Genomic DNA, 19,266 nt, shown 5'->3' with positions numbered 1-19,266 from the left:
CACTCACTCCTTCCAATTACCCTTGTCGTATTCCCGATGGTCCAGCACATGTCGAATATAGAGCCGCTGCATTCGGTAGCGCACAATCGCAATGAGGCGCAGCTTGTTACCACCTACGTTGAAGACGTGTAACGCCCCCACTTTATCCACGGCCGGAAAAATCGATTTCAACGCCGCGAAGTCTTCTGGATTGAGGACTTTGACCTTCCGATACCACGCATCCAAAGCACAGGCTGAATGAGGCCACTTCACTTTGGCATTGCGGATTTGTTTCGCACTGATTACGCGCATGCAACATCCCTATCGCATATTGCTATGGAGGTTAAACCCGAACTGCGACTATCGCAATTTGCTATGGCGCCGAACGGACCAATGGTGCTGTTTCGAACAAGCACTCCCAGCCTAGATAGGCATGCGCCAATCGACATTTGCGAATCTGTTAGCGCATGCGTCGTCGCCCTCGAGCTTGATAAAACGGCTACCTGACTCCAGATAGGGAGCATTGGCCACATCCACGGAGCGCCACCATGTCCGAACCTCTCGTTATCCCCTGCCCCCATTGCAACGGCCTCAACCGCATCCCCGGAGAGCGCCTGGGGGATACGCCCAAATGTGGGCGCTGCAAGCAGCCGGTTCTACTGAGCAAGCCTTTCGAGCTGAAGCAAGGCGACTACGCCAGCCAGATCAAGGGCGATTTACCGTTGCTGGTGGATGTGTGGGCCGATTGGTGTGGGCCGTGTAAATCCTTCGCGCCGGTATTCGAACAGGCGGCCGCGCAGCTGGCGGGCAAGTGCCGGCTGGCCAAGCTGGACAGTGAGGCTAATCAGCAGCTGTCGGCGCAGTTGGGGATTCGTTCGATCCCCAGTTTGATTCTGTTCAAGAACGGCCGCGAAGTGGCGCGCCAGAGCGGCGCCTTTCCGTTACCGCAGTTGATGAGTTGGTTGCGTAGCCAGGGGGTGTAACCCGAATGCCAGTCAGTTAAGTTTTTTTGTAGGAGCGAGCTTGCTCGCGAAAAACGTCAACGATAACGCGTGTTTCCTGAGTGAATGCGGCGTCTGTGAGTTTTTCGCGAGCAAGAACTAGGCGTCCCCCTCGCTCCTACAGAAGGCGATGTACGCTTAACTGACTGGCATTCGGGCTTGCCCGCTCCCACATTGGGTCCGGGTAGCGCTTGAGATCAGGCATTTTCCAGCAGGTTGTGCAGCTCCACGAATTGCAAAGTGAGCTTATGCCGTGGGTCCAGGTGGATCAGCGGCTTGTTCTGCTGGTGCGACTCACGCATGCGCACTGAGCTGGCCAGGTACACCGGCAATACCGGCAAGCCTTCGGCCATCAACTCATCGAGCATCTGCTGCGGCAGGCTCGCCCGGGCCTGGAACTGGTTGACGACGATGCCTTCCACTTCCAGCCCCTCGTTGTGGTCCTCCTTCAACTCTTCGATTTCCGCCAGCAGGCCATACAACGCCTGGCGCGAAAAACTGTCGCAATCGAAGGGGATCAATACACGATCAGCGGCAATCAGCGCCGAAACCGCATAAAAATTCAATGCCGGCGGGGTATCCAGGTAAATCCGGTCGTAATCCTCGCTCAATTCATCCAGCAGCTTTCGCAGCTTGTTGATCTTGTGCTTGGCCTCGAGCTTGGGCTGCAAATCCGCCAACTCTGCGGTGGCCGTGATCACATGCAGGTTGTCGAACGGTGTCTCGTAGATATCCACGCGGTTTTTCTTGGAAAAAGGCCCGGAAGACAGGGTTTGCTTGAAGAATTCGGCAATGCCCATCGGGATATCGTCGCCGGTCAGCCCGGTAAGGTACTGGGTGGAGTTGGCTTGTGCATCGAGGTCCACCAACAGGGTTCGATAGCCTTCACTGGCGCTGACCGCCGCCAGGTTGCAGGCGATACTGGACTTGCCAACGCCGCCTTTCTGATTGAACACCACGCGCCGCATGGAAAAACCTCCGTGTATCAATGAATGTCCGAGTGTAGAGGGCAAAAGCGCCTGTTCGCTACCTCGTTCATCCATGCACGGCTGCATTAACCGCGAGCCATGGCTCATCGCGTACAAACGAATAGGAAGGGTCCGACAATCCAATTCGTCCTGCGGTAAAGGACAATCTGTAAATCTCTCCGCAAATTTTGTAATCAGCCGTGAACAATTCTTTACCAAAGTTTGCTAGAACCCCACAGCACCCGGATAATGCGCGCCATTCGGCTCTTGCTCACCGTCCCGGTAAACTCGGCCAATGGCCGCACATGGAAGCCCGCAGGGGCGGGATAACTTCTCAGTGATCAACTTCAACATCGCCCAATGGCGTGCCTGGGCTCCTGGCCTGGACAGCGCGGACGACTGGTACGCCTGGTGCCGGGCCCCGGTGTTGCTGCCCGCCAGCGAAGCCAGCCCCGACGTATCGTTCTTGCCCGCCATGCAGCGCCGCCGCCTCAGCCGCCTGGCACGCATGGCGTTCAGCGTGGGTTGGCCGCTGGCCGAGGGCCGGCAAGACCTGCCCCTGGTGTTTATTTCGCGTCACGGCGAAACCCCGCGCACCCTCGACATCCTCAGCGACCTGGCCAATGACCAGCCGCTGTCGCCGACCCAGTTCAGCCTGTCGGTACATAACGCAGTGATTGGCCTGTGGTCGATCCTACGCAATGAAACCAGCGAGATGACGGCCCTTGCTGCCGCTGGCGACGGCCTGGAACACGGCCTGCTCGAAGCCGCCGCCCTGCTCAATGAAGGCGCCCCGGCCGTGTTGCTGGTGATTACCGAAGAACAGCCGCCTGAAGCCTATGCCGACTGGATCGCGGACGTGCCGTTCCCCTATGCCCTCGGCCTGCTGCTGACCCCAGGCGACGAGTGGCAACTGGAACTTACCCGCGGCACTGTCCAACCCACTCAAACCCAGTGGCCCCATGCCCTGAACCTGCTGCGCACCCTGCTCACTGAACAGGTCGCCTGCCAACATGCCTGGAAGAACCGCGTATGGAACTGGCAACGCAAGCCCTGACCGACAAACCACGGGACGCCTACTACTGGCGCCTGCTCGCCACCGCCGCCAGCTTCGCGCTGTTCGGAGCAGGCGGCCTATGCCTGCGTTTGCTGGTGTTCCCGTTGCTCGCGTGCCTGCCAGGAAGCGCCGAAAAACACCAACGCCGCGCCCGCCATACCATCAGCAAGCTGTTCTGGTTCTTTATCCGCCTGATGCAACGCGCCGGCGTGCTGACCTACAGCGTCGAAGGTGCGGAAAACCTCGGGCGCCCAGGCCAGATGATCATCGCCAACCACCCGTCGCTGATCGACGTGGTGTTTTTGATCGGCCTGGTGCGCCAGGCCAACTGCGTGGTCAAGCAAAGCCTGTGGCAGAACCCCTTCACCCGTGGGCCGGTGCGCGATGCGGGCTATATCAGCAACGACGGCAGCAGCGAAATGCTCGATGCCGCCGCCGATGCCCTGCGCGGCGGCCAGACCCTGATCATTTTTCCCGAAGGCACCCGCACCACGCCTGGCTCGGCGCCTGCCTTTCATCGCGGCGCCGCCGCCATTGCGCTGCGCGGTGCGACAATCATTACCCCCGTGGTGATCAAGGTCAGCCCCACCACCCTGACCAAGGCCGAACCCTGGTATCGCATCCCAAAACGCCGCGTGCACTTCAGTTTGCAGGTAGGGGCCGATATAGAACCACAGGCGTTTGCCGCACTCGGGCCCGCGCCCCAGGCTTCACGCAAGCTCAACGATTACCTGCATCACTATTTTATTAAGGAGCTCGCCGAAGATGAGCGACCAACACAGCCTTGAGCACGACATAAAGGTGCTGATCATCGAGGCCCTGGGCCTGGAAGACATCAGCGCCGACGACATCGGAAACGATCAAACCCTGTTCGGCGAAGGCCTCGGCCTGGATTCGGTAGACGCCCTGGAATTGGGCCTGGCGATCCAGAAAAAGTACGGCATAAAAATCGATGCCGACGCCAAGGACACCCGCAATCACTTCACCAACGTGGCCAGCCTTGCGGCGTTCGTCACGGCCAGACAGGCAGCTTGAGACCGGACCATGCAAACTCGTGACGATATTTTCAACACCCTGCGCGACGCCTTGGTGGAACTGTTTGAACTGCCCCCGGAACGCGTCACCCTCGACGCCAACCTGTACCAGGACCTGGAAATCGACAGCATCGACGCCGTGGACCTGATCGACCATATCAAGCGCCAGACCGGCAAGAAGATCGCCGCTGAGGAATTCAAGGCAGTACGCACCGTGAACGATGTGGTTGAGGCGGTGTACCGTCTGGTCCAGCCAGCCGCATGAGCCGGTTGATTAGCCTTGGCCTGTTGTTGGCGGGGCTGCTGTACCCTTTTGCCGTGTATTACGGCACCGAGCACTTTGCGCCGTGGCAATTTGGCTTGCTGCTGGGCAGCCTGTGGCTGTTGCGCGCGCTGACCGCTGCACGGCGCCCCGGTAGCCGCTGGATGGCCGTGGCGGTCATCGTGTTTTGCCTGCTGCTGGCCTGGTTCGACAACCCTCGCCTGTTGCGCTGGTACCCGAGCCTGGTCAGTGCATTCATGCTCACGCTGTTCGGCCTGAGCCTGAAATACGGCCCGCCGATGGTCGAGCGCCTGGCCCGCATGAGCGACCCTCAGCTGCCAACCCACGCCGTCGTGTATACGCGCCAGGTCACCGTGGTGTGGAGTGTGTTTTTTCTATGTAATGGCCTGCTCGCCGCCGCCCTCACCCTGTGGGCGCCGCTGAGCTGGTGGACGTTGTACAACGGCCTGATCGCCTACGGGCTGATGGGGCTGTTGTTTGCCGTGGAATGGCTGGTACGACAAAGGGTTCGAGGCCGCGTATGAAAGGGTTGAAACTTGAGCAGTTGCTGCTTGAGCCGCTGCAACAGCGTTTGGTCACCACCGAACCTGCAATGAATCACGCCCAGCTGTGGGAACAATCCCTGCGTCTGGCGGCGGGTTTGCAGGCACATGGCATCAAGCGCGTGGCTGTCCATCTGGAAGATGCCGGCTTATTGGCCGTCGCCTTGCTGGCTGCCTGGCGCGCCGGGGCCAGCGTGCTGCTGCCCGCCGACCTGCAACCGCAAACCCGCCTACGCTGGGCCGATGCCGTCGACGCCTGGTTGATCGCCGCCGATGACCTCGCCGCGCTCGACCAAGCGCCGCTGGACCCGGCGGCACTGGATCTGGACACTTGCCAACTGAGCCTGTGTACCTCCGGTTCCAGCGGCGAACCCAAGCGCATCGACAAGACCCTGCGCCAGCTGGCCAACGAAGTTGAGGCCCTGGAAGCCCTATGGGGTCCAGACCTTGAAGACGCGTGCATCATCGGCAGCGTCGCCACCCAACATATCTACGGTTTGCTGTTCCGGGTGCTATGGCCGTTGTGCGCCGGCCGTCCCTTTGTGCGCCAACAACTGGCCTTCCCCGAGGATTTACAGCGCGCCAGCCGCGAACACGCGCATTTTGCCTGGGTCGCCAGCCCGGCGCTGCTCAAGCGCATGGGCGATAACCTCGACTGGACGGCGCTGAGCCAAGTGTCGCGGGTGTTCTCTTCCGGTGGCGCGCTGCCCATCGAGGCCGCCGGCAGCCTTTACGATCGCCTGCAGCAATGGCCGACAGAAATCCTCGGCAGCTCGGAAACCGGTGGTATTGCCTGGCGCCAAGGCGCACAGCCGTGGCAGCCGTTTGCCGGTGTCGAGCTGAGCCAGGACGCCGACGGCGCCCTGCGCATCGCCTCGCCGTACTTGCCCGCCGGGCACATCGAGCAGACCGCCGACGCCGCCCGCATCCACGCCGATGGCCGCTTCGAACTGCTCGGCCGACTGGACCGCATCGTCAAGCTGGAAGAAAAACGCATCTCCCTGCCCATGCTTGAACACGCGCTGATGGCCCACCCGTGGGTCACCGAAACCCGCCTGGGCGTGGTCCAGGAAAACCGTGCGTCACTCGGCGCGCTGGTGGTGTTGAGCCCCGAGGGCCTGCATGCCCTGCGCAACCAGGGCCGACGCACCGTGACCCAAACCCTGCGCCAGCACCTGAGCCAACACTGCGAAGCCCTGGCCCTGCCTCGGCGCTGGCGCTTGCTGCGCCAGTTGCCACTGAACAGCCAAGGCAAGCTGCCCCAGGCGGATGTCGAAGCACTGCTGCTGGCCCCCCGGCCAAAAGCGCCGGAAGTGCTGGAACACGTCGAAGTCGATGGCGAATGGACCTTGCAACTGAGCGTCCCGCCGGACCTGGCCTATTTCAGCGGCCACTTCCCGGTCACCCCGGTGCTGCCGGGCGTGGTGCAAGTGGAGTGGGCATTCAACCTCGGCCAGCAGTGCCTGGACCTGCCGCCGACCTTCGCCGGCATGGAAGTGCTCAAGTTCCAGCAACTGGTGCGTCCGGGCGACTGTATCGAACTGCACCTGCGCTTCGACCAGGAACGCGGCAAGCTGTATTTCGCCTACCGCAACGGCGTCGCCACCTGCTCCAGCGGCCGGATCCAATTGGAAGCCGCCCATGCATAAGCTTTTGTGGCAAATCGGCTTCCTGTGGCGAGCGGGCCCGCTCGCCACAGGGTGTTTTCCTATCAATGAGGGACACCATGCATAACCCCTGCGCCCTGATCCCGGTCTACAACCACGAAGCCGCCGTGCCGGCCGTGGTCTATAGCCTGCTGAACAGCGGCCTGCCCTGTCTGCTGGTGGACGATGGCAGCAGCCCGGCGTGCGCGGCGGTATTGGCGCAACTGGCGAGCCTCGATAACGTCACCCTGCTGACCCTGCCCAACAACCAGGGCAAAGGCAGTGCGGTCATGGCCGGTTTTCGCGAAGCCGCGCGCCTGGGCTTCACCCACGCCCTGCAAGTGGACGCCGACGGCCAACATGACCTGCGCGAAGTCGAAAGCTTTATCGACACCTCACGCCGGCACCCCACGGCCGTGATCTGTGGCTACCCCGAATACGATGACAGCGTGCCCAAGGCTCGTTTGTATGCGCGCTACCTGACCCATGTGTGGGTATGGATCAATACCCTGTCGCTACAGATTCGCGACTCGATGTGCGGCTTTCGCGTATACCCGCTGGCGCCCACGCTGGCCCTGATGGACTCGGCCTACATCGGCACACACATGGATTTCGACTCCGACATCCTGGTGCGCCTGGCCTGGCGCAACCAGCCGATGCGCTGGCTGCCGACCCAGGTGCATTACCCCGCCGACGGGCTGTCACACTTCCGCCTGTTCCGTGACAACGTGCGCATTTCGGCCATGCACACCCGGTTGTTCTTCGGCATGCTGGTGCGCGCGCCGATGATCCTGTGGCGACGGTGGCAGGCATGAGCGACAGCAGCAAACACTGGGCCGATCGCGAGGAGCGCGGCAGCTACTGGCTGATGAAATTCACCGCCGTCGCCGCCAAGGTGCTTGGCCGACGCCTGCTGAGCCCGCTGTTGTACGGCATCGTGTTGTACTTCTTCCTGTTCGGCCGCACGGCGCGCCAGAGCGCCTGGCAGTACCAGCAGCGCCTGGCTGAGTGGAGCGGTCGGGATGAGCTGCGCCCGAGCCAGCGCAAAGTCTTCGGCCAGTTCATGGCCTTTGCCGACGCCTTGCTCGACAAGCTCGACGTCTGGAACGGCAAGCTGCGCCTGGAGCAGATCGAGATCCACGACCCGGCGCAATTGCGCGGGCAACTGCGTGGCGAACGCGGACAGATGCTGGTGGGTGCGCACCTGGGCAACCTCGAAGTGTGCCGTGCGCTGGCGGAAATCGGCGAACGCGTCACCATGAACGTGCTGGTGCACACCAAGCATGCCGAGCGTTTCAACCGCCTGCTGGGCGAAGCCGGCGCGACCCATTTACGCCTGATCCAGGTCAGCGAGCTGGACCCGGCCACCATGCTGCTGCTCAGCCAGCGCCTGGACGAAGGCGAATGGCTGGCAATTGCCGGCGACCGCGTACCGCTGCATGGCGGGCGCACGGTGCGCGTGGACTTCCTCGGCCATGACGCCGCCTTCCCCCAGGGCCCGTGGCTGCTGGCCGGCCTGCTCAAATGCCCGGTAAACCTGCTGATGTGCCTCAAACACCAGGGCCGCTATCGCCTGACCATCGAGCCCTTCGCGCAATCGATCGAATGGAAGCGCAGCACCCGCGAGCAGGTCATCGCGCAGTGGACCGCGCGCTACGCCGCACGCCTGGGCCAGTTCTGCCTGGAAGCGCCCCAACAATGGTTCAACTTTTATCCCTTCTGGAAGACCGATGACGACGCATCTTGAGCCGGTAACCTTTGGCGAACGCCCTCTGCGCATTGAAGACGTATTGGCCCTGGCCAACCGTCAGGTGCCCACGCACTTGCAGGATGACGCCGCCTATCGCCAGCGCATCGCCAAAGGCGCGCAGTTCCTCGACTCGCTGCTCGACAAGGAAGGCGTGATCTACGGCGTGACCACCGGCTACGGTGACTCCTGCGTGGTGGCGGTGCCATTGCAGCACGTCGAAGCGCTGCCGCGTCACCTGTACACCTTCCACGGTTGCGGCCTGGGCAAGTTGCTCGACGCACAAGCCACCCGTGCCGTGCTGGCGGCGCGTTTGCAGTCGCTGTGCCACGGCGTGTCCGGCGTGCGTGTGGAGCTGCTCGAGCGCCTGCATGCATTCCTGGAACACGATGTACTGCCGCTGATCCCGGAAGAAGGCTCGGTGGGTGCCAGCGGTGATTTGACGCCGCTGTCCTATGTGGCTGCGACCCTGTCCGGCGAACGTGACGTGCTGTTCCGTGGCGAACGCCGCCAGGCCATCGACGTACACCGCGAATTGGGCTGGCAGCCGCTGGTGCTACGCCCCAAGGAAGCCCTGGCGCTGATGAACGGCACTGCGGTGATGACTGGCCTCGCCTGCCTGGCGTTCGCCCGCGCCGATTACCTGCTGCAACTGGCCACGCGCATTACCGCGCTGAACGTGGTGGCGCTGCAAGGCAACCCGGAGCACTTCGACGAGCGCCTGTTCGCCGCCAAGCCGCACCCTGGGCAGATGCAAGTTGCGGCCTGGCTGCGCAAGGACCTGGCGATTGATGCGCCGACAGCCCCTTTGCACCGCTTGCAGGATCGTTATTCACTGCGTTGCGCGCCCCATGTGCTCGGCGTGCTGGCCGACAGCCTGAACTGGCTGCGTTCGTTTATCGAGATTGAGCTCAACAGCGCCAACGACAACCCGATCATCGACGCCGAAGAAGAGCGCGTGCTGCACGGCGGGCATTTCTACGGCGGGCATATCGCGTTCGCCATGGACAGCCTCAAGACCCTGGTGGCCAACGTCGCTGATCTGTTGGACCGGCAACTCGCGCTGCTGGTGGACGTGCGTTACAACCATGGCCTGCCGAGCAACCTGTCCGGCGCGCCGGCGGACCGCGCGATGATCAACCACGGGTTCAAGGCCGTGCAGATCGGTACCAGCGCCTGGACCGCCGAAGCGCTGAAAAATACCATGCCGGCCAGCGTGTTCTCGCGCTCCACCGAATGCCATAACCAGGACAAGGTGAGCATGGGCACCATTGCCGCCCGCGACGCGATCCGCGTGCTGGAGCTGACCGAACAGGTGGCCGCCGCCACCTTGCTCGCGGCCAACCAGGGTGTGTGGCTGCGCGCCCAGGCCGAGGATGCACGCCCACTGCCACCGGCATTGGCCGCCATGCACGAGGAACTGGCCAAGGACTTCCCGCCGGTCATCGAAGACCGTGCCCTGGAAGGCGAACTGCGCCTGTGCCTGCAACGCATCGCCGAGCAACACTGGGGGCTGCATGCGTAGCCCTGGCGTACTGCACAGCGACACCGAAATCCTCGTGCCGTTTTTCGACGTCGACACCATGAACGTGGTGTGGCACGGGCATTACGTGAAGTACCTGGAAGTGGCGCGCTGCGCGTTGCTGGACAAGATCGGCCATAACTACGCGGCGATGCTCGAAGCCGGCTACGCCTGGCCGGTGATCGACATGCAACTGCGCTATGTGCGCGGTGCGGTGTTCGGCCAGACGATCAACGTGCGCGCCAGCCTGGTGGAGTGGGAGAACCGTTTAAAGGTCAATTACCTGATCACCGATCTGGCCAGCGGCGAGCGTTTGACCCGCGCCAGTACCGTGCAAGTGGCGGTGGAAATTGCCAGCCGCGAGATGCAGTTGGCCTCGCCCAAAGTCTTCACCGACGCCGTCGAAAGGGCCCTGAAATGCTGACCCCGTTCTCTGTAGGAGCGAGCTTGCTCGCGAAGATCGTCAACGATAACGCGGGTTTCCTGATCCCCCGCGGCGCTCTCGGGTTTTTCGCGAGCAAGCTCGCTCCTACAGTGTTGGTGTTGTTTGGTTTTTCGGGGGCGGCACACGCCTTCGACCTGCAACAACTCAGCGACCAGTTGGCCAAACCCTCAGTGATCCACGGCAGCTTCATCCAGGAAAAACACCTGCGTGCACTGCCGCAACCGTTGGTCAGCAAAGGCACCTTTGTGCTGGCCAAGGACCACGGCCTGCTCTGGCTGCTGAAAACCCCGTTGCAGCAGGATTACCGCATCAGCCCACAAGGCATTGCCCGCCGCGACGCCAATGGCTGGCAAACCCTGCCGAACAAGAGCGCCGGGGCCGAGCAGAACCGTCTGTTCCTCGCCGTGCTCCAGGGCGACAGCAGCGGTTTGCAACGCGATTTCGAACTGCAACTGCAAGGTGAGGCCACGCAGTGGAAGCTGACGCTGATCCCGCGTTCGCTGCTGCTCAAACAAGTGTTCACCCAGATCAATATCGACGGCGGCGAACTGGTGCATACCATCGAACTGCTGGAAACCCAGGGCGACAGCACCGTATTGCGCATGCAAGACAGCACGGCGAGCCAACCCTTGAGCGACGCGGAGCAACACGACTTTGCCCAGTGAGCGCCAGTTACCGCGCCTGTTCCTGATCCTGCTGGTGGCCGTGCTGGCCCTGGCCGGCTGGCAGTGGCGCCACGGTGCACCGCTGTCGGCCAACCTGATGGAACTGGTGCCGGGCGGCGCGCCGGACGCCCTGGAGCAGCAAGCCGAACAGCGCATGCAGGAGCCGTTGAATCGCGAGATGCTGGTGCTGGTCGGGCATGCCGATCGCCAGCAGGCGGTGGCCGTGGCCCAACAATTGGGCGAGCGCTGGCAGGCCAGCGGGTTGTTCGAGAAGGTGCAATGGAACCTGCAAGCCGACTTGCCGGCACTGCGTGAGCAATTGCTGCGCGGGCGCTTGGCGATGCTGTCGGGCAAAGACCGCGAGCAACTGATCGACCATCCCGACGCGTTCATCCAGCAGCGTGTGCAATCACTGTTCGACCCCTTCACCGGGTTCAGCCTGGTGCCGAGCCAGGATGACTGGCTGGGCCTCACCGGGCGCATCCAGAACAGCCAGCCGCAACAAGGCGCGGTGCAGCTGGATATCGGCAGCGGTGCGCTGATCGCCGAGGCCGACGGCAAGAGCTGGGTGCTGCTGCGCGCGCGTACCACCGGCAATGCCTTCGATATGAAACTGCCGTTGCAAGTGGCGGATTTGCTCCAGGCCAGCCGCACGCAGGCCAGTGAACAAGGCGCGCAGTTGCTCGCCGCCAGCGGCCTGCTCTACGCCGCCAACGGGCAGCAGCAGGCCAGCCGGGAAATCACCTGGGTCGGCGGCGGCGCGACCGTTGGCATCCTGTTGCTGCTGTTGCTTGCGTTCCGCCGCTGGCGCGTGTTGCTGGCGTTTGTGCCGGTGCTGGTGGGCATGCTGTTTGGCGCGGTGGCCTGTGTGGCGCTGTTTGGCCATATGCACGTGATGACCCTGGTACTCGGCTCCAGCTTGATCGGCGTGGCCGTGGATTACCCGCTGCACTACCTGTCCAAAAGCTGGAGCATGCAGCCGTGGCGCAGCTGGCCGGCATTACGCCTGACCCTGCCGGGGCTGACCCTGAGCCTGGCCACCAGTTGCATCGGTTACCTGGCGCTGGCCTGGACGCCCTTCCCGGCCTTGACGCAAATCGCGGTGTTCTCCGCGGCGGGGCTGGTCGGCGCCTATCTGTCGGCCGTCTGCCTGTTGCCGGCGTTGCTCAGGGGCGTGGAACTGCGCCCGGCGCAATGGCCGCTGCGCATCGCCGAGGGCCTGTGGCGCATGCGCGCCTCGCTGGTCAAGCGCGTGCCGAGCGCGGTGCTGCTGGTGTGGGTACTGCTGTTCTGCGCCGCTGGCCTGTGGCAGTTGAACAGCAAAAACGATATTCGCCAGTGGATCGGCGCACCGCCGCAATTGCTGCAAGAGGCCCAGGCCGTGGCGCGTATTACCGGGTTCCAGCCCACCAGCCAGTTCTTCCTGGTGCGCGCGGACAATCAGCAACAGTTACTGGAACGCCAAGCCGCCCTGGGCCAGCGCCTGGAGCAGTTGGTGAATATGGACAAGCTCCAGGGCTACCTGGCGCTGAACCAGTTGGTCAACCTGCCGGCCGAGCAACAACGGCTGCGCGAGGCATTGAATAAACTGCCGGAACATTGGCAACCGCTGCTGGACCTCGGTGTGCCGGCCAGCGCGCTGCAAGCCGAAGTCGCGCAGTTGCAGGCGCTGCCCACCGAAGACATCGACGCTGCGCTGGTCGGGCCCCTGGCTGAACCCTGGCGCACGCTGTGGCTGGGCCCGGTGGACGGCGGCGTGGCGGCCATGGTCAGCCTGCAAGGTTTGAACAACCCGGCACTGCTGCAGGTGCAGGCCGTGGATTTGCCCGGCGTGCAACTGGTCGATCGCCTGGGTGACTTGAATCGCGTTTTCGCCGCGACCCAGATCAGCGCGGCTGAATTGAAGTTGATGTCGTGCGGGCTGATCGTGCTACTGCTGGTCCTGCCGTTCGGCTTGGGCGGTGCATTGCGTATCGTTGCCCTGCCGTTGCTGGCGGCGCTGTGCAGCCTGGCCAGCCTGGGTTGGCTGGGCCAGCCACTGACGCTGTTCAGCCTGTTCGGCCTGCTGCTGGTCACGGCCATCAGTGTCGACTACGCGATCCTGATGCGTGAACAGATCGGCGGGCCCGCGGTCAGCCTTTTAGGAACACTGCTGGCGGCACTGACAACCTGGTTGTCGTTCGGCCTGCTGGCGGTGTCGAGCACGCCGGCAGTGAGTAATTTCGGTCTATCGGTCAGCCTGGGCCTGGCGTTCAGCTTTATGCTGGCGCCCTGGGCCGGCCAACAGAAGCACGCCTTATGAATGTGATTATCGCCAATGTGGCAAGGAGCCCTCGTGCCCATAGTTGAAATGGAACGTCGCCAGGTGGTGGTGATCGGTGCCGGCCCATCCGGTGCCATCGCCGCGACGCTGCTAAAGCGCCAGGGGCATGATGTCTTGATTATCGAGCGCCAGCATTTCCCGCGCTTCTCGATTGGCGAAAGCCTGTTGTCCCACTGCATCGACTTTATCGAAGAAGCCGGGATGCTCGACGCTGTGCAGGCGGCGGGTTTCCAGGTGAAAACCGGTGCCGCGTTTGCCTGGGGCGAGCGCTACAGCGCGTTCGATTTTGGCGATACCTTCAGCCAGGGCAAGCCGACCACCTTCCAGGTGCAGCGCGGCGAGTTCGATAAGCTGCTGGCAGACCAGGCGGCGTTGCAAGGGGTGGACATCCGCTACGGCCAAACCATCGTCGGCGTGGATTTTTCCGGCGAGTGTCGCTACCTGCATGTGCGCCGCGAGAATGGCAGCGAGTACCACGTCAAAGCCAAGTTCGTGCTCGATGCCAGCGGCTACGGCCGCGTGCTGCCGCGCCTGCTGGACCTGGAAGCGCCGTCGAACTTCCCACTGCGCCAGGCGGTGTTCACCCATGTCGAAGACCGCATCGAACACCCAGGCTTTGACCGCACCAAGATCCTCGTGACCACCCACCCGACCCAGCGCGATATCTGGTTCTGGACCATCCCGTTCAGCAACGGCCGCTGCTCGGTGGGCGTGGTCGCGGCCAAGGCGCATTTCGACGGCCGCGACAGTGACCTCGATGCCTGCCTGCGCGGTTTTATCGACGAGACGCCAAGCCTGTCCGGCGTGCTGCAAAATGCGGTATGGGATACACCTGCGCGGACCATCGGCGGTTATTCGGCCAACGTCAAAACCCTGCATGGCCCGGGCTTTGCGCTGCTGGGCAACGCTGCGGAATTCCTCGACCCGGTGTTCTCGTCCGGCGTGACCATCGCCATGCGTTCGGCGAGCATGGCGGCCGGTGTGCTGCACCGCCAGCTCAAGGGGGAGACGGTGGATTGGCAAACTGAGTTTGCCGAGCCGCTCAAGCGCGGTGTCGACACCTTCCGTTGCTACGTCGAAGGTTGGTACGCCGGGACCTTCCAGGATGTGATTTTCCATGCGGGCAGCTCGCCAGAGATTCGCCGGATGATCAGCTCGATCCTCGCCGGTTATGCCTGGGATGAGCGCAACCCATTCGTCAGCGAACCCAAGCGGCGGCTGCGGATGTTGTCGGAGATTTGTGCGGGGGATGCCGCGTGAGCAGTCAGTACTTAAGTAAGCACTACGTCGAAGAAACCAGGTTCGGCTTCTGGTTCCTGCGCAGCCACACCTGGCAGCATCATGTGTTGCGCGTGGCCATCAACGACCTGCGCAGCCTGTTCAGCGAGCCGTTGCCCGTCGCGCCGGTATTGCTCGACGCCGGTTGCGGCCAGGGGAAATCCTTCAAGCTGTTGCAGCAGGTGTTCGCGCCCTCGCGCCTGATCGGCCTGGACGCCGACCCCCACAGCCTGGAACGGAGCCGTGAAGAAGCCACGCGCCAGGGCCTGGCCGTCGAGTTGATCGGCAGCGACTGCGCCACCCTCGATGTGGCGGATGCCAGCGTCGACATCCTGTTCTGCCACCAGACCTTCCATCATCTGGTCGAGCAGCATCGCGCGCTGAACGAGTTCTACCGGGTCCTCAAGCCCGGTGGCTACCTGCTGTTTGCCGAGTCCACCGAAGCCTATATCGACACCTGGGTCATTCGCTGGCTGTTCCGCCACCCGATGCACGTGCAAAAAAGCGCCGAGCAGTACCTGGAGATGCTCCGCGAGCAGGGCTTTGAATTCGACGCACGGAATGTCTCTTACCCGTACTTGTGGTGGAGCCGTGCCCGCGATTTCGGCCTGCTCGAGCGCTGGGGCCTGCGCAAGGCGCCCCCGGTGGGCCAGCGGGAAGAAACCCTGGTCAACTGCGTGGCGCGCAAACCCTTGGCGAGCGTCGCGGCATGATGCGCCTGTTGTTGATCGGTTGCCTGTTGCTGCTGAGCGCCTGCGCCAGCCAGCCACCGCTGCCGGAGAAAACCCCGACCCTGGCGTTGCCGCTGCAATTGCATGTGCAGCGCATGGAACGTGGCCAGAGCCAGGATTGGCTGTTGGTGATCCAACGCGAGGGCAACGCCATCCGCTGGTCGATGATGGACCCGCTGGGCATCCCCCTGGCCCGGCAGAAACTCATCGATGGCCAGTGGCAGGCCGACGGCTTGCTGCCGCCCAACCCCCAGGCGCGCGAGCTGTTTGCCGCGTTGCTGTTTGCCTTGGCTTCGGCGGATGACGTGCGCAGCCTTTACCCCAACGCCCAGGCGATGGACCTGACACGCACGCTTCCGGGCCATTGGCAAATCGTCTATCAGTCTTCAGAAGTGTTCAGTGTGAACATCAGCGGGCAGCCGTTGAGTTATCGCATCACACCGCTTGGGGCCGCCCGATGACCGCCTACCTCAATGCCCTCGGCGTGATCTGCGCCCTCGGGCGCGGCCAGGACGCAGTCAGCCGCAGCCTGTTTGCCGGCGACTGCACAGGGATGCGCGCCGAAAGCGGCTGGGTGCCGGAACGAGTGTTGCCGGTGGGCAGCGTACCCGGCGAATTGGCGAGCATCCCTGCGCAACTGGGCCGGCAGAACAGCCGCAATAACCAACTGTTGCTGGAAGCCGCGTTGCAGATCGAAGCGGATATCCGCCAGGCGATCCTGACCTACGGCGCCTCACGGGTCGGCATCGTGCTGGGCACCAGCACCTCGGGCATTGACGAGGCCAGCCGCAGCATCGCCCATTACCTGCGCGACAAGCACTTCCCCAGGGACTACGACTACCAGCAACAGGAACTCAGCGCCCCGGCGAACTTCCTCGCCGACTGGCTGCAACTGAGCGGCCCGGCCTACGTGATCTCCACCGCCTGCACCTCCAGCGCACGCGCGCTGATGAGTGCCCGGCGCCTGTTGGATCTGGGCGTGTGCGACGCGGTGATCTGCGGCGGCGTCGACAGCCTGTGCAAGTTGACGCTTAACGGCTTTACGGCGCTGGAGGCGGTATCCAACGAACGTTGCAACCCCTTTTCAGTGAACCGCAACGGCATCAATATCGGCGAAGCGGCGGTGCTGTTCCTGATGAGTCGCGAGACCGCCCCGATCGCCCTGTTGGGCAGCGGCGCCAGTTGCGATGCGCACCATATTTCTGCGCCGGAGCCGACGGGCAAAGGCGCGTTGCAGGCGATGCGCAAGGCGCTGGCCAGTGCCGGGTTGCAGCCCGAGCAGATCGGTTACCTGAACCTGCACGGCACCGCCACCCAACACAACGACGCCATGGAAAGCCTGGCCGTCGCCAGCCTGTTCCCTGCCGGGGTGGCCTGCTCCTCGACCAAACCCATGAGCGGCCACACCCTGGGCGCCGCCGGCGCACTGGAAGCGGCGTTCTGCTGGCTGAGCCTGGCCCATGGCCGGGTGCCGCCGCACGTGTGGGACGGCCAGGCCGACCCGACGCTGCCGGCCTTGCACTGGGCGCAGGCCGGTGACGCCTTGGAAAAACGCTGCCTGATGAGCAACTCGTTTGCTTTCGGCGGTAATAACGTCAGCCTGATTATCGCAGAGGCCCCATGATCGATTGGCCACTCGCCGAACTGCTGCCCCATGCGGGCGACATGATCCTGATCGACCAGGTGCTGTCGTTCGATGAAGAGCAGATACACACCCGCGCCACCGTCAAGCCCGGCGGCCTGTTCAATCGCCCCGACGGCAGCCTGCCGGCCTGGGTCGGCATCGAATTGATGGCGCAGAGTGTCGCCGCCTATGCCGGCTGTCGCGCCCGCCAAAAAGGCCAGGCCGTGGAACTGGGTTTCCTGTTGGGCACACGCAAGTTCGAGTGCAACGTGGCGCATTTCCCGGCAGGCGCCGAGTTACGCATCCACGGCCTGCGCTCCCTGGAAGACGACAACGGCATGGGTGTGTTCGAATGCCACCTCACCGGTGACGGTATCCAGGCCACCGCGCGCCTGAACGTATTTCGACCGCCCCAGGCGGCCAACTATTTAGAAGAATCGAAGGACGAAACGCCATGACTGAATCCGTACTGGTCACCGGCTCCAGCCGTGGTATCGGCCGCGCCATTGCCCTGCGCCTGGCCCAGGCCGGCCATGACATCGTGCTGCATTGCCGCAGTGGTCGCGCTGAAGCCGACGCGGTGCAGGTCGAGATCGAAGCCCTGGGCCGCAAGGCGCGGGTGCTGCAATTCGACGTGGCGGACCGCGCGGCGTGCAAGGCCATCCTTGAGGCAGATGTGGAGCAACAGGGTGCCTACTACGGCGTGGTGCTCAACGCCGGCCTGACCCGTGACGGTGCGTTCCCGGCCTTGTCCGATGAGGACTGGGACGTGGTGATGCGTACCAACCTCGATGGTTTCTACAACGTACTGCACCCGGTGATGATGCCGATGATTCGGCGGCGCGCGGCCGGGCGTATCGTGTGCATCACTTCGGTATCGGGCCTGATCGGCAATCGCGGGCAGGTCAACTACAGTGCCTCGAAAGCCGGCCTGATCGGCGCGGCCAAGGCATTGGCCATCGAATTGGGCAAGCGTAAGATCACCGTCAACTGCGTCGCCCCCGGCTTGATCGACACTGCCATGCTCGATGAGAACGTACCGGTCGAAGAACTGATGAAAATGATCCCGGCGCAGCGCATGGGGACCCCGGAAGAGGTGGCCAGCGCGGTGAATTTCCTGATGTCGGCCGAAGCCGGCTATATCACGCGCCAGGTCCTGGCCGTGAATGGGGGCCTGTGCTGATGAAGCGCGTCGTAGTCACCGGCATGGCCGGCATGACCTCCCTGGGCAGCGATTGGGAGACCATCGCCGCCAACTTTCGCGCCAACCGCAGCGGTATCCGTCGCATGGACGAGTGGAACCGCTTCACCGAACTGAACACGCGCCTGGCCGGGCCGATCGATGATTTCGTCGTGCCTGCCCATTGGACCCGTAAGCAGTTGCGCAGCATGGGCCGCGTGTCGCGCCTGGCCGTGTGGGCGGCGGAGCAGGCCTTGAAGGATGCGGGCCTGCTCGGCGATGAGTCGATCAAGGACGGGCGCATGGGTGTGGCCTGTGGTTCGTCCACCGGCAGCACCGACGAGATCAAGGCGTTCGGCAATATGCTGCTCAACTCGGTGGCCGAAGGGCTCAACGCCAACTCCTACGTGCGAATGATGCCCCACACCACGGCGGCGAATATCAGCATCTTCTTTGGCCTCACCGGGCGCTTGATCCCCACGTCCAGCGCCTGCACCAGCGGCAGCCAGGGCATTGGGTATGCCTACGAGGCGATCAAATTCGGGCGCCTGCCGTTGATGCTGGCCGGCGGCGCTGAAGAACTGTGCCCCACCGAGGCCATGGTGTTCGATGCGTTGTACGCCACGAGCCTGAAGAACGACGCACCGCAGACCAGCCCGCGCCCGTATGACAGCGCCCGCGACGGCCTGGTGATCGGCGAAGGCGGCGGCATGCTGGTGCTCGAAGAGCTGGAACACGCCCTGGCGCGGGGTGCACATATCCACGCCGAGATTGTCGGCTTTGGCAGCAACGCCGACGGCCAGCACACCACTCGCCCGGAACAGAAAACCATGCGCCGCGCCATGGAGCTGGCCCTGGAAGACGCCGGGCTTGAGCCCGCGGCCATCGGTTACGTGAATGGCCACGGCACCGCCACCGACCAGGGCGACATCGCCGAGACCCTGGCCACCAGCAGCCTGTTTGGCAGCCGCATGCCCATCAGCTCGCAGAAAAGCTTCCTCGGCCACACCCTGGGCGCCTGCGGCGCGCTGGAGTCGTGGTTCAGCATCGAGATGATGAATCGCGACCAGTACGTACACACCTTCAACCTCGACCATGTCGACCCACAGTGCGGCGAGCTGGACTACCTGCAAGGTGGATTCCGCGAGATGCACCACGACTACGTGATGAACAACAACTTTGCCTTTGGCGGCGTCAACACCTCGTTGATCTTCCGCCGCTGGTCCTGACTTTTTAATCGA

The 19,266-nt window shown here is 63.3% G+C and carries 22 protein-coding genes; 20 read left to right on the top strand and 2 right to left on the bottom strand.

The annotated features are described in order from the left end of the window. Positions 1-3: 3 nt before the first annotated feature. A complete protein-coding gene (locus P2T68_RS03730; protein ID WP_277379071.1) occupies positions 4-291 on the bottom strand; it encodes a type II toxin-antitoxin system HigB family toxin in 288 nt (95 codons plus the stop codon). A 236-nt stretch (positions 292-527) separates the two neighbouring features. Here P2T68_RS03730 and trxC point away from each other — a divergent pair, with 236 nt between their 5' ends. Next, positions 528-962, top strand: coding sequence for a thioredoxin TrxC (gene trxC, locus P2T68_RS03725; RefSeq protein WP_024073006.1), 435 nt, complete (start codon positions 528-530; stop codon positions 960-962). 215 nt (positions 963-1,177) lie between these two features. Here trxC and P2T68_RS03720 read toward each other — a convergent pair whose 3' ends face one another. Continuing rightward, positions 1,178-1,948: a ParA family protein gene (locus P2T68_RS03720; RefSeq protein ID WP_024073005.1), complete on the bottom strand. Its 771-nt coding sequence runs from the start codon at positions 1,946-1,948 to the stop codon at positions 1,178-1,180. A 337-nt stretch (positions 1,949-2,285) separates the two neighbouring features. Here P2T68_RS03720 and P2T68_RS03715 point away from each other — a divergent pair, with 337 nt between their 5' ends. From P2T68_RS03715 to P2T68_RS03625, 19 genes are all read left to right on the top strand, one after another. Continuing rightward, positions 2,286-3,005 (top strand): beta-ketoacyl synthase chain length factor, encoded by a 720-nt coding sequence (locus P2T68_RS03715; protein WP_024073004.1) that lies wholly within the window; start codon positions 2,286-2,288, stop codon positions 3,003-3,005. Continuing rightward, positions 2,981-3,793, top strand: coding sequence for a lysophospholipid acyltransferase family protein (locus tag P2T68_RS03710; protein ID WP_277379070.1), 813 nt, complete (start codon positions 2,981-2,983; stop codon positions 3,791-3,793). The genes P2T68_RS03715 and P2T68_RS03710 overlap by 25 nt, the downstream gene beginning before the upstream one ends. After that, on the top strand, positions 3,771-4,040 hold the full coding sequence (locus P2T68_RS03705; protein WP_024073002.1) for a phosphopantetheine-binding protein: 270 nt from the start codon (positions 3,771-3,773) through the stop codon (positions 4,038-4,040). Before P2T68_RS03710 ends, P2T68_RS03705 begins: the two co-directional genes overlap by 23 nt. Positions 4,041-4,049: 9 nt before the next feature. Then, the gene (locus P2T68_RS03700; protein WP_003187949.1) at positions 4,050-4,304 is read left to right on the top strand and encodes an acyl carrier protein; all 255 of its coding nucleotides are present in this window, start codon (positions 4,050-4,052) and stop codon (positions 4,302-4,304) included. Continuing rightward, positions 4,301-4,846: a membrane protein gene (locus tag P2T68_RS03695; protein ID WP_024073001.1), complete on the top strand. Its 546-nt coding sequence runs from the start codon at positions 4,301-4,303 to the stop codon at positions 4,844-4,846. Before P2T68_RS03700 ends, P2T68_RS03695 begins: the two co-directional genes overlap by 4 nt. Beyond that, a complete protein-coding gene (locus tag P2T68_RS03690) occupies positions 4,843-6,513 on the top strand; it encodes an AMP-binding protein (RefSeq protein ID WP_277379069.1) in 1,671 nt (556 codons plus the stop codon). Before P2T68_RS03695 ends, P2T68_RS03690 begins: the two co-directional genes overlap by 4 nt. Before the next feature lie 77 nt (positions 6,514-6,590). Next, complete coding sequence (locus P2T68_RS03685) at positions 6,591-7,325, top strand: glycosyltransferase family 2 protein (protein ID WP_069075110.1); 735 nt, start codon at positions 6,591-6,593, stop codon at positions 7,323-7,325. After that, the gene (locus P2T68_RS03680; RefSeq protein ID WP_024072998.1) at positions 7,322-8,257 is read left to right on the top strand and encodes a glycosyl transferase; all 936 of its coding nucleotides are present in this window, start codon (positions 7,322-7,324) and stop codon (positions 8,255-8,257) included. Before P2T68_RS03685 ends, P2T68_RS03680 begins: the two co-directional genes overlap by 4 nt. After that, on the top strand, positions 8,241-9,782 hold the full coding sequence (locus tag P2T68_RS03675; RefSeq protein WP_024072997.1) for an aromatic amino acid ammonia-lyase: 1,542 nt from the start codon (positions 8,241-8,243) through the stop codon (positions 9,780-9,782). The genes P2T68_RS03680 and P2T68_RS03675 overlap by 17 nt, the downstream gene beginning before the upstream one ends. Next, complete coding sequence (locus P2T68_RS03670; protein ID WP_069075108.1) at positions 9,775-10,203, top strand: acyl-CoA thioesterase; 429 nt, start codon at positions 9,775-9,777, stop codon at positions 10,201-10,203. Before P2T68_RS03675 ends, P2T68_RS03670 begins: the two co-directional genes overlap by 8 nt. Beyond that, entirely contained in the window at positions 10,197-10,889 is a 693-nt protein-coding gene (locus P2T68_RS03665; RefSeq protein WP_069075107.1) for an outer membrane lipoprotein carrier protein LolA, read from the top strand. The genes P2T68_RS03670 and P2T68_RS03665 overlap by 7 nt, the downstream gene beginning before the upstream one ends. After that, positions 10,879-13,191, top strand: coding sequence for an MMPL family transporter (locus tag P2T68_RS03660; protein WP_277379068.1), 2,313 nt, complete (start codon positions 10,879-10,881; stop codon positions 13,189-13,191). Before P2T68_RS03665 ends, P2T68_RS03660 begins: the two co-directional genes overlap by 11 nt. A 33-nt stretch (positions 13,192-13,224) precedes the next feature. Further along, complete coding sequence (locus P2T68_RS03655) at positions 13,225-14,472, top strand: NAD(P)/FAD-dependent oxidoreductase (protein WP_024072993.1); 1,248 nt, start codon at positions 13,225-13,227, stop codon at positions 14,470-14,472. After that, positions 14,469-15,203 carry a class I SAM-dependent methyltransferase gene (locus tag P2T68_RS03650; protein ID WP_024072992.1) on the top strand — a complete coding sequence of 245 codons (735 nt, stop codon included), beginning with the start codon at positions 14,469-14,471 and terminating at the stop codon, positions 15,201-15,203. The genes P2T68_RS03655 and P2T68_RS03650 overlap by 4 nt, the downstream gene beginning before the upstream one ends. Continuing rightward, the gene (locus P2T68_RS03645; protein ID WP_150054005.1) at positions 15,200-15,682 is read left to right on the top strand and encodes a hypothetical protein; all 483 of its coding nucleotides are present in this window, start codon (positions 15,200-15,202) and stop codon (positions 15,680-15,682) included. The genes P2T68_RS03650 and P2T68_RS03645 overlap by 4 nt, the downstream gene beginning before the upstream one ends. Then, the gene (locus P2T68_RS03640; protein ID WP_024072990.1) at positions 15,679-16,845 is read left to right on the top strand and encodes a beta-ketoacyl-[acyl-carrier-protein] synthase family protein; all 1,167 of its coding nucleotides are present in this window, start codon (positions 15,679-15,681) and stop codon (positions 16,843-16,845) included. Before P2T68_RS03645 ends, P2T68_RS03640 begins: the two co-directional genes overlap by 4 nt. After that, the gene (locus tag P2T68_RS03635) at positions 16,842-17,303 is read left to right on the top strand and encodes a hotdog family protein (RefSeq protein WP_024072989.1); all 462 of its coding nucleotides are present in this window, start codon (positions 16,842-16,844) and stop codon (positions 17,301-17,303) included. The genes P2T68_RS03640 and P2T68_RS03635 overlap by 4 nt, the downstream gene beginning before the upstream one ends. After that, positions 17,300-18,028: a 3-oxoacyl-ACP reductase FabG gene (gene fabG / locus P2T68_RS03630; protein ID WP_277379067.1), complete on the top strand. Its 729-nt coding sequence runs from the start codon at positions 17,300-17,302 to the stop codon at positions 18,026-18,028. The genes P2T68_RS03635 and fabG overlap by 4 nt, the downstream gene beginning before the upstream one ends. Continuing rightward, on the top strand, positions 18,028-19,254 hold the full coding sequence (locus tag P2T68_RS03625; protein ID WP_024072987.1) for a beta-ketoacyl-ACP synthase: 1,227 nt from the start codon (positions 18,028-18,030) through the stop codon (positions 19,252-19,254). Before fabG ends, P2T68_RS03625 begins: the two co-directional genes overlap by 1 nt. Positions 19,255-19,266 lie beyond the last annotated feature (12 nt).

Source organism: Pseudomonas sp. G11 (assembly GCF_029457515.1).
In the GTDB taxonomy this organism is placed as follows: domain Bacteria; phylum Pseudomonadota; class Gammaproteobacteria; order Pseudomonadales; family Pseudomonadaceae; genus Aquipseudomonas; species Aquipseudomonas gorinensis.
Note: the sequence above shows the minus strand (reverse complement) of the source record. Positions and strands in the feature narration are given on the sequence as shown.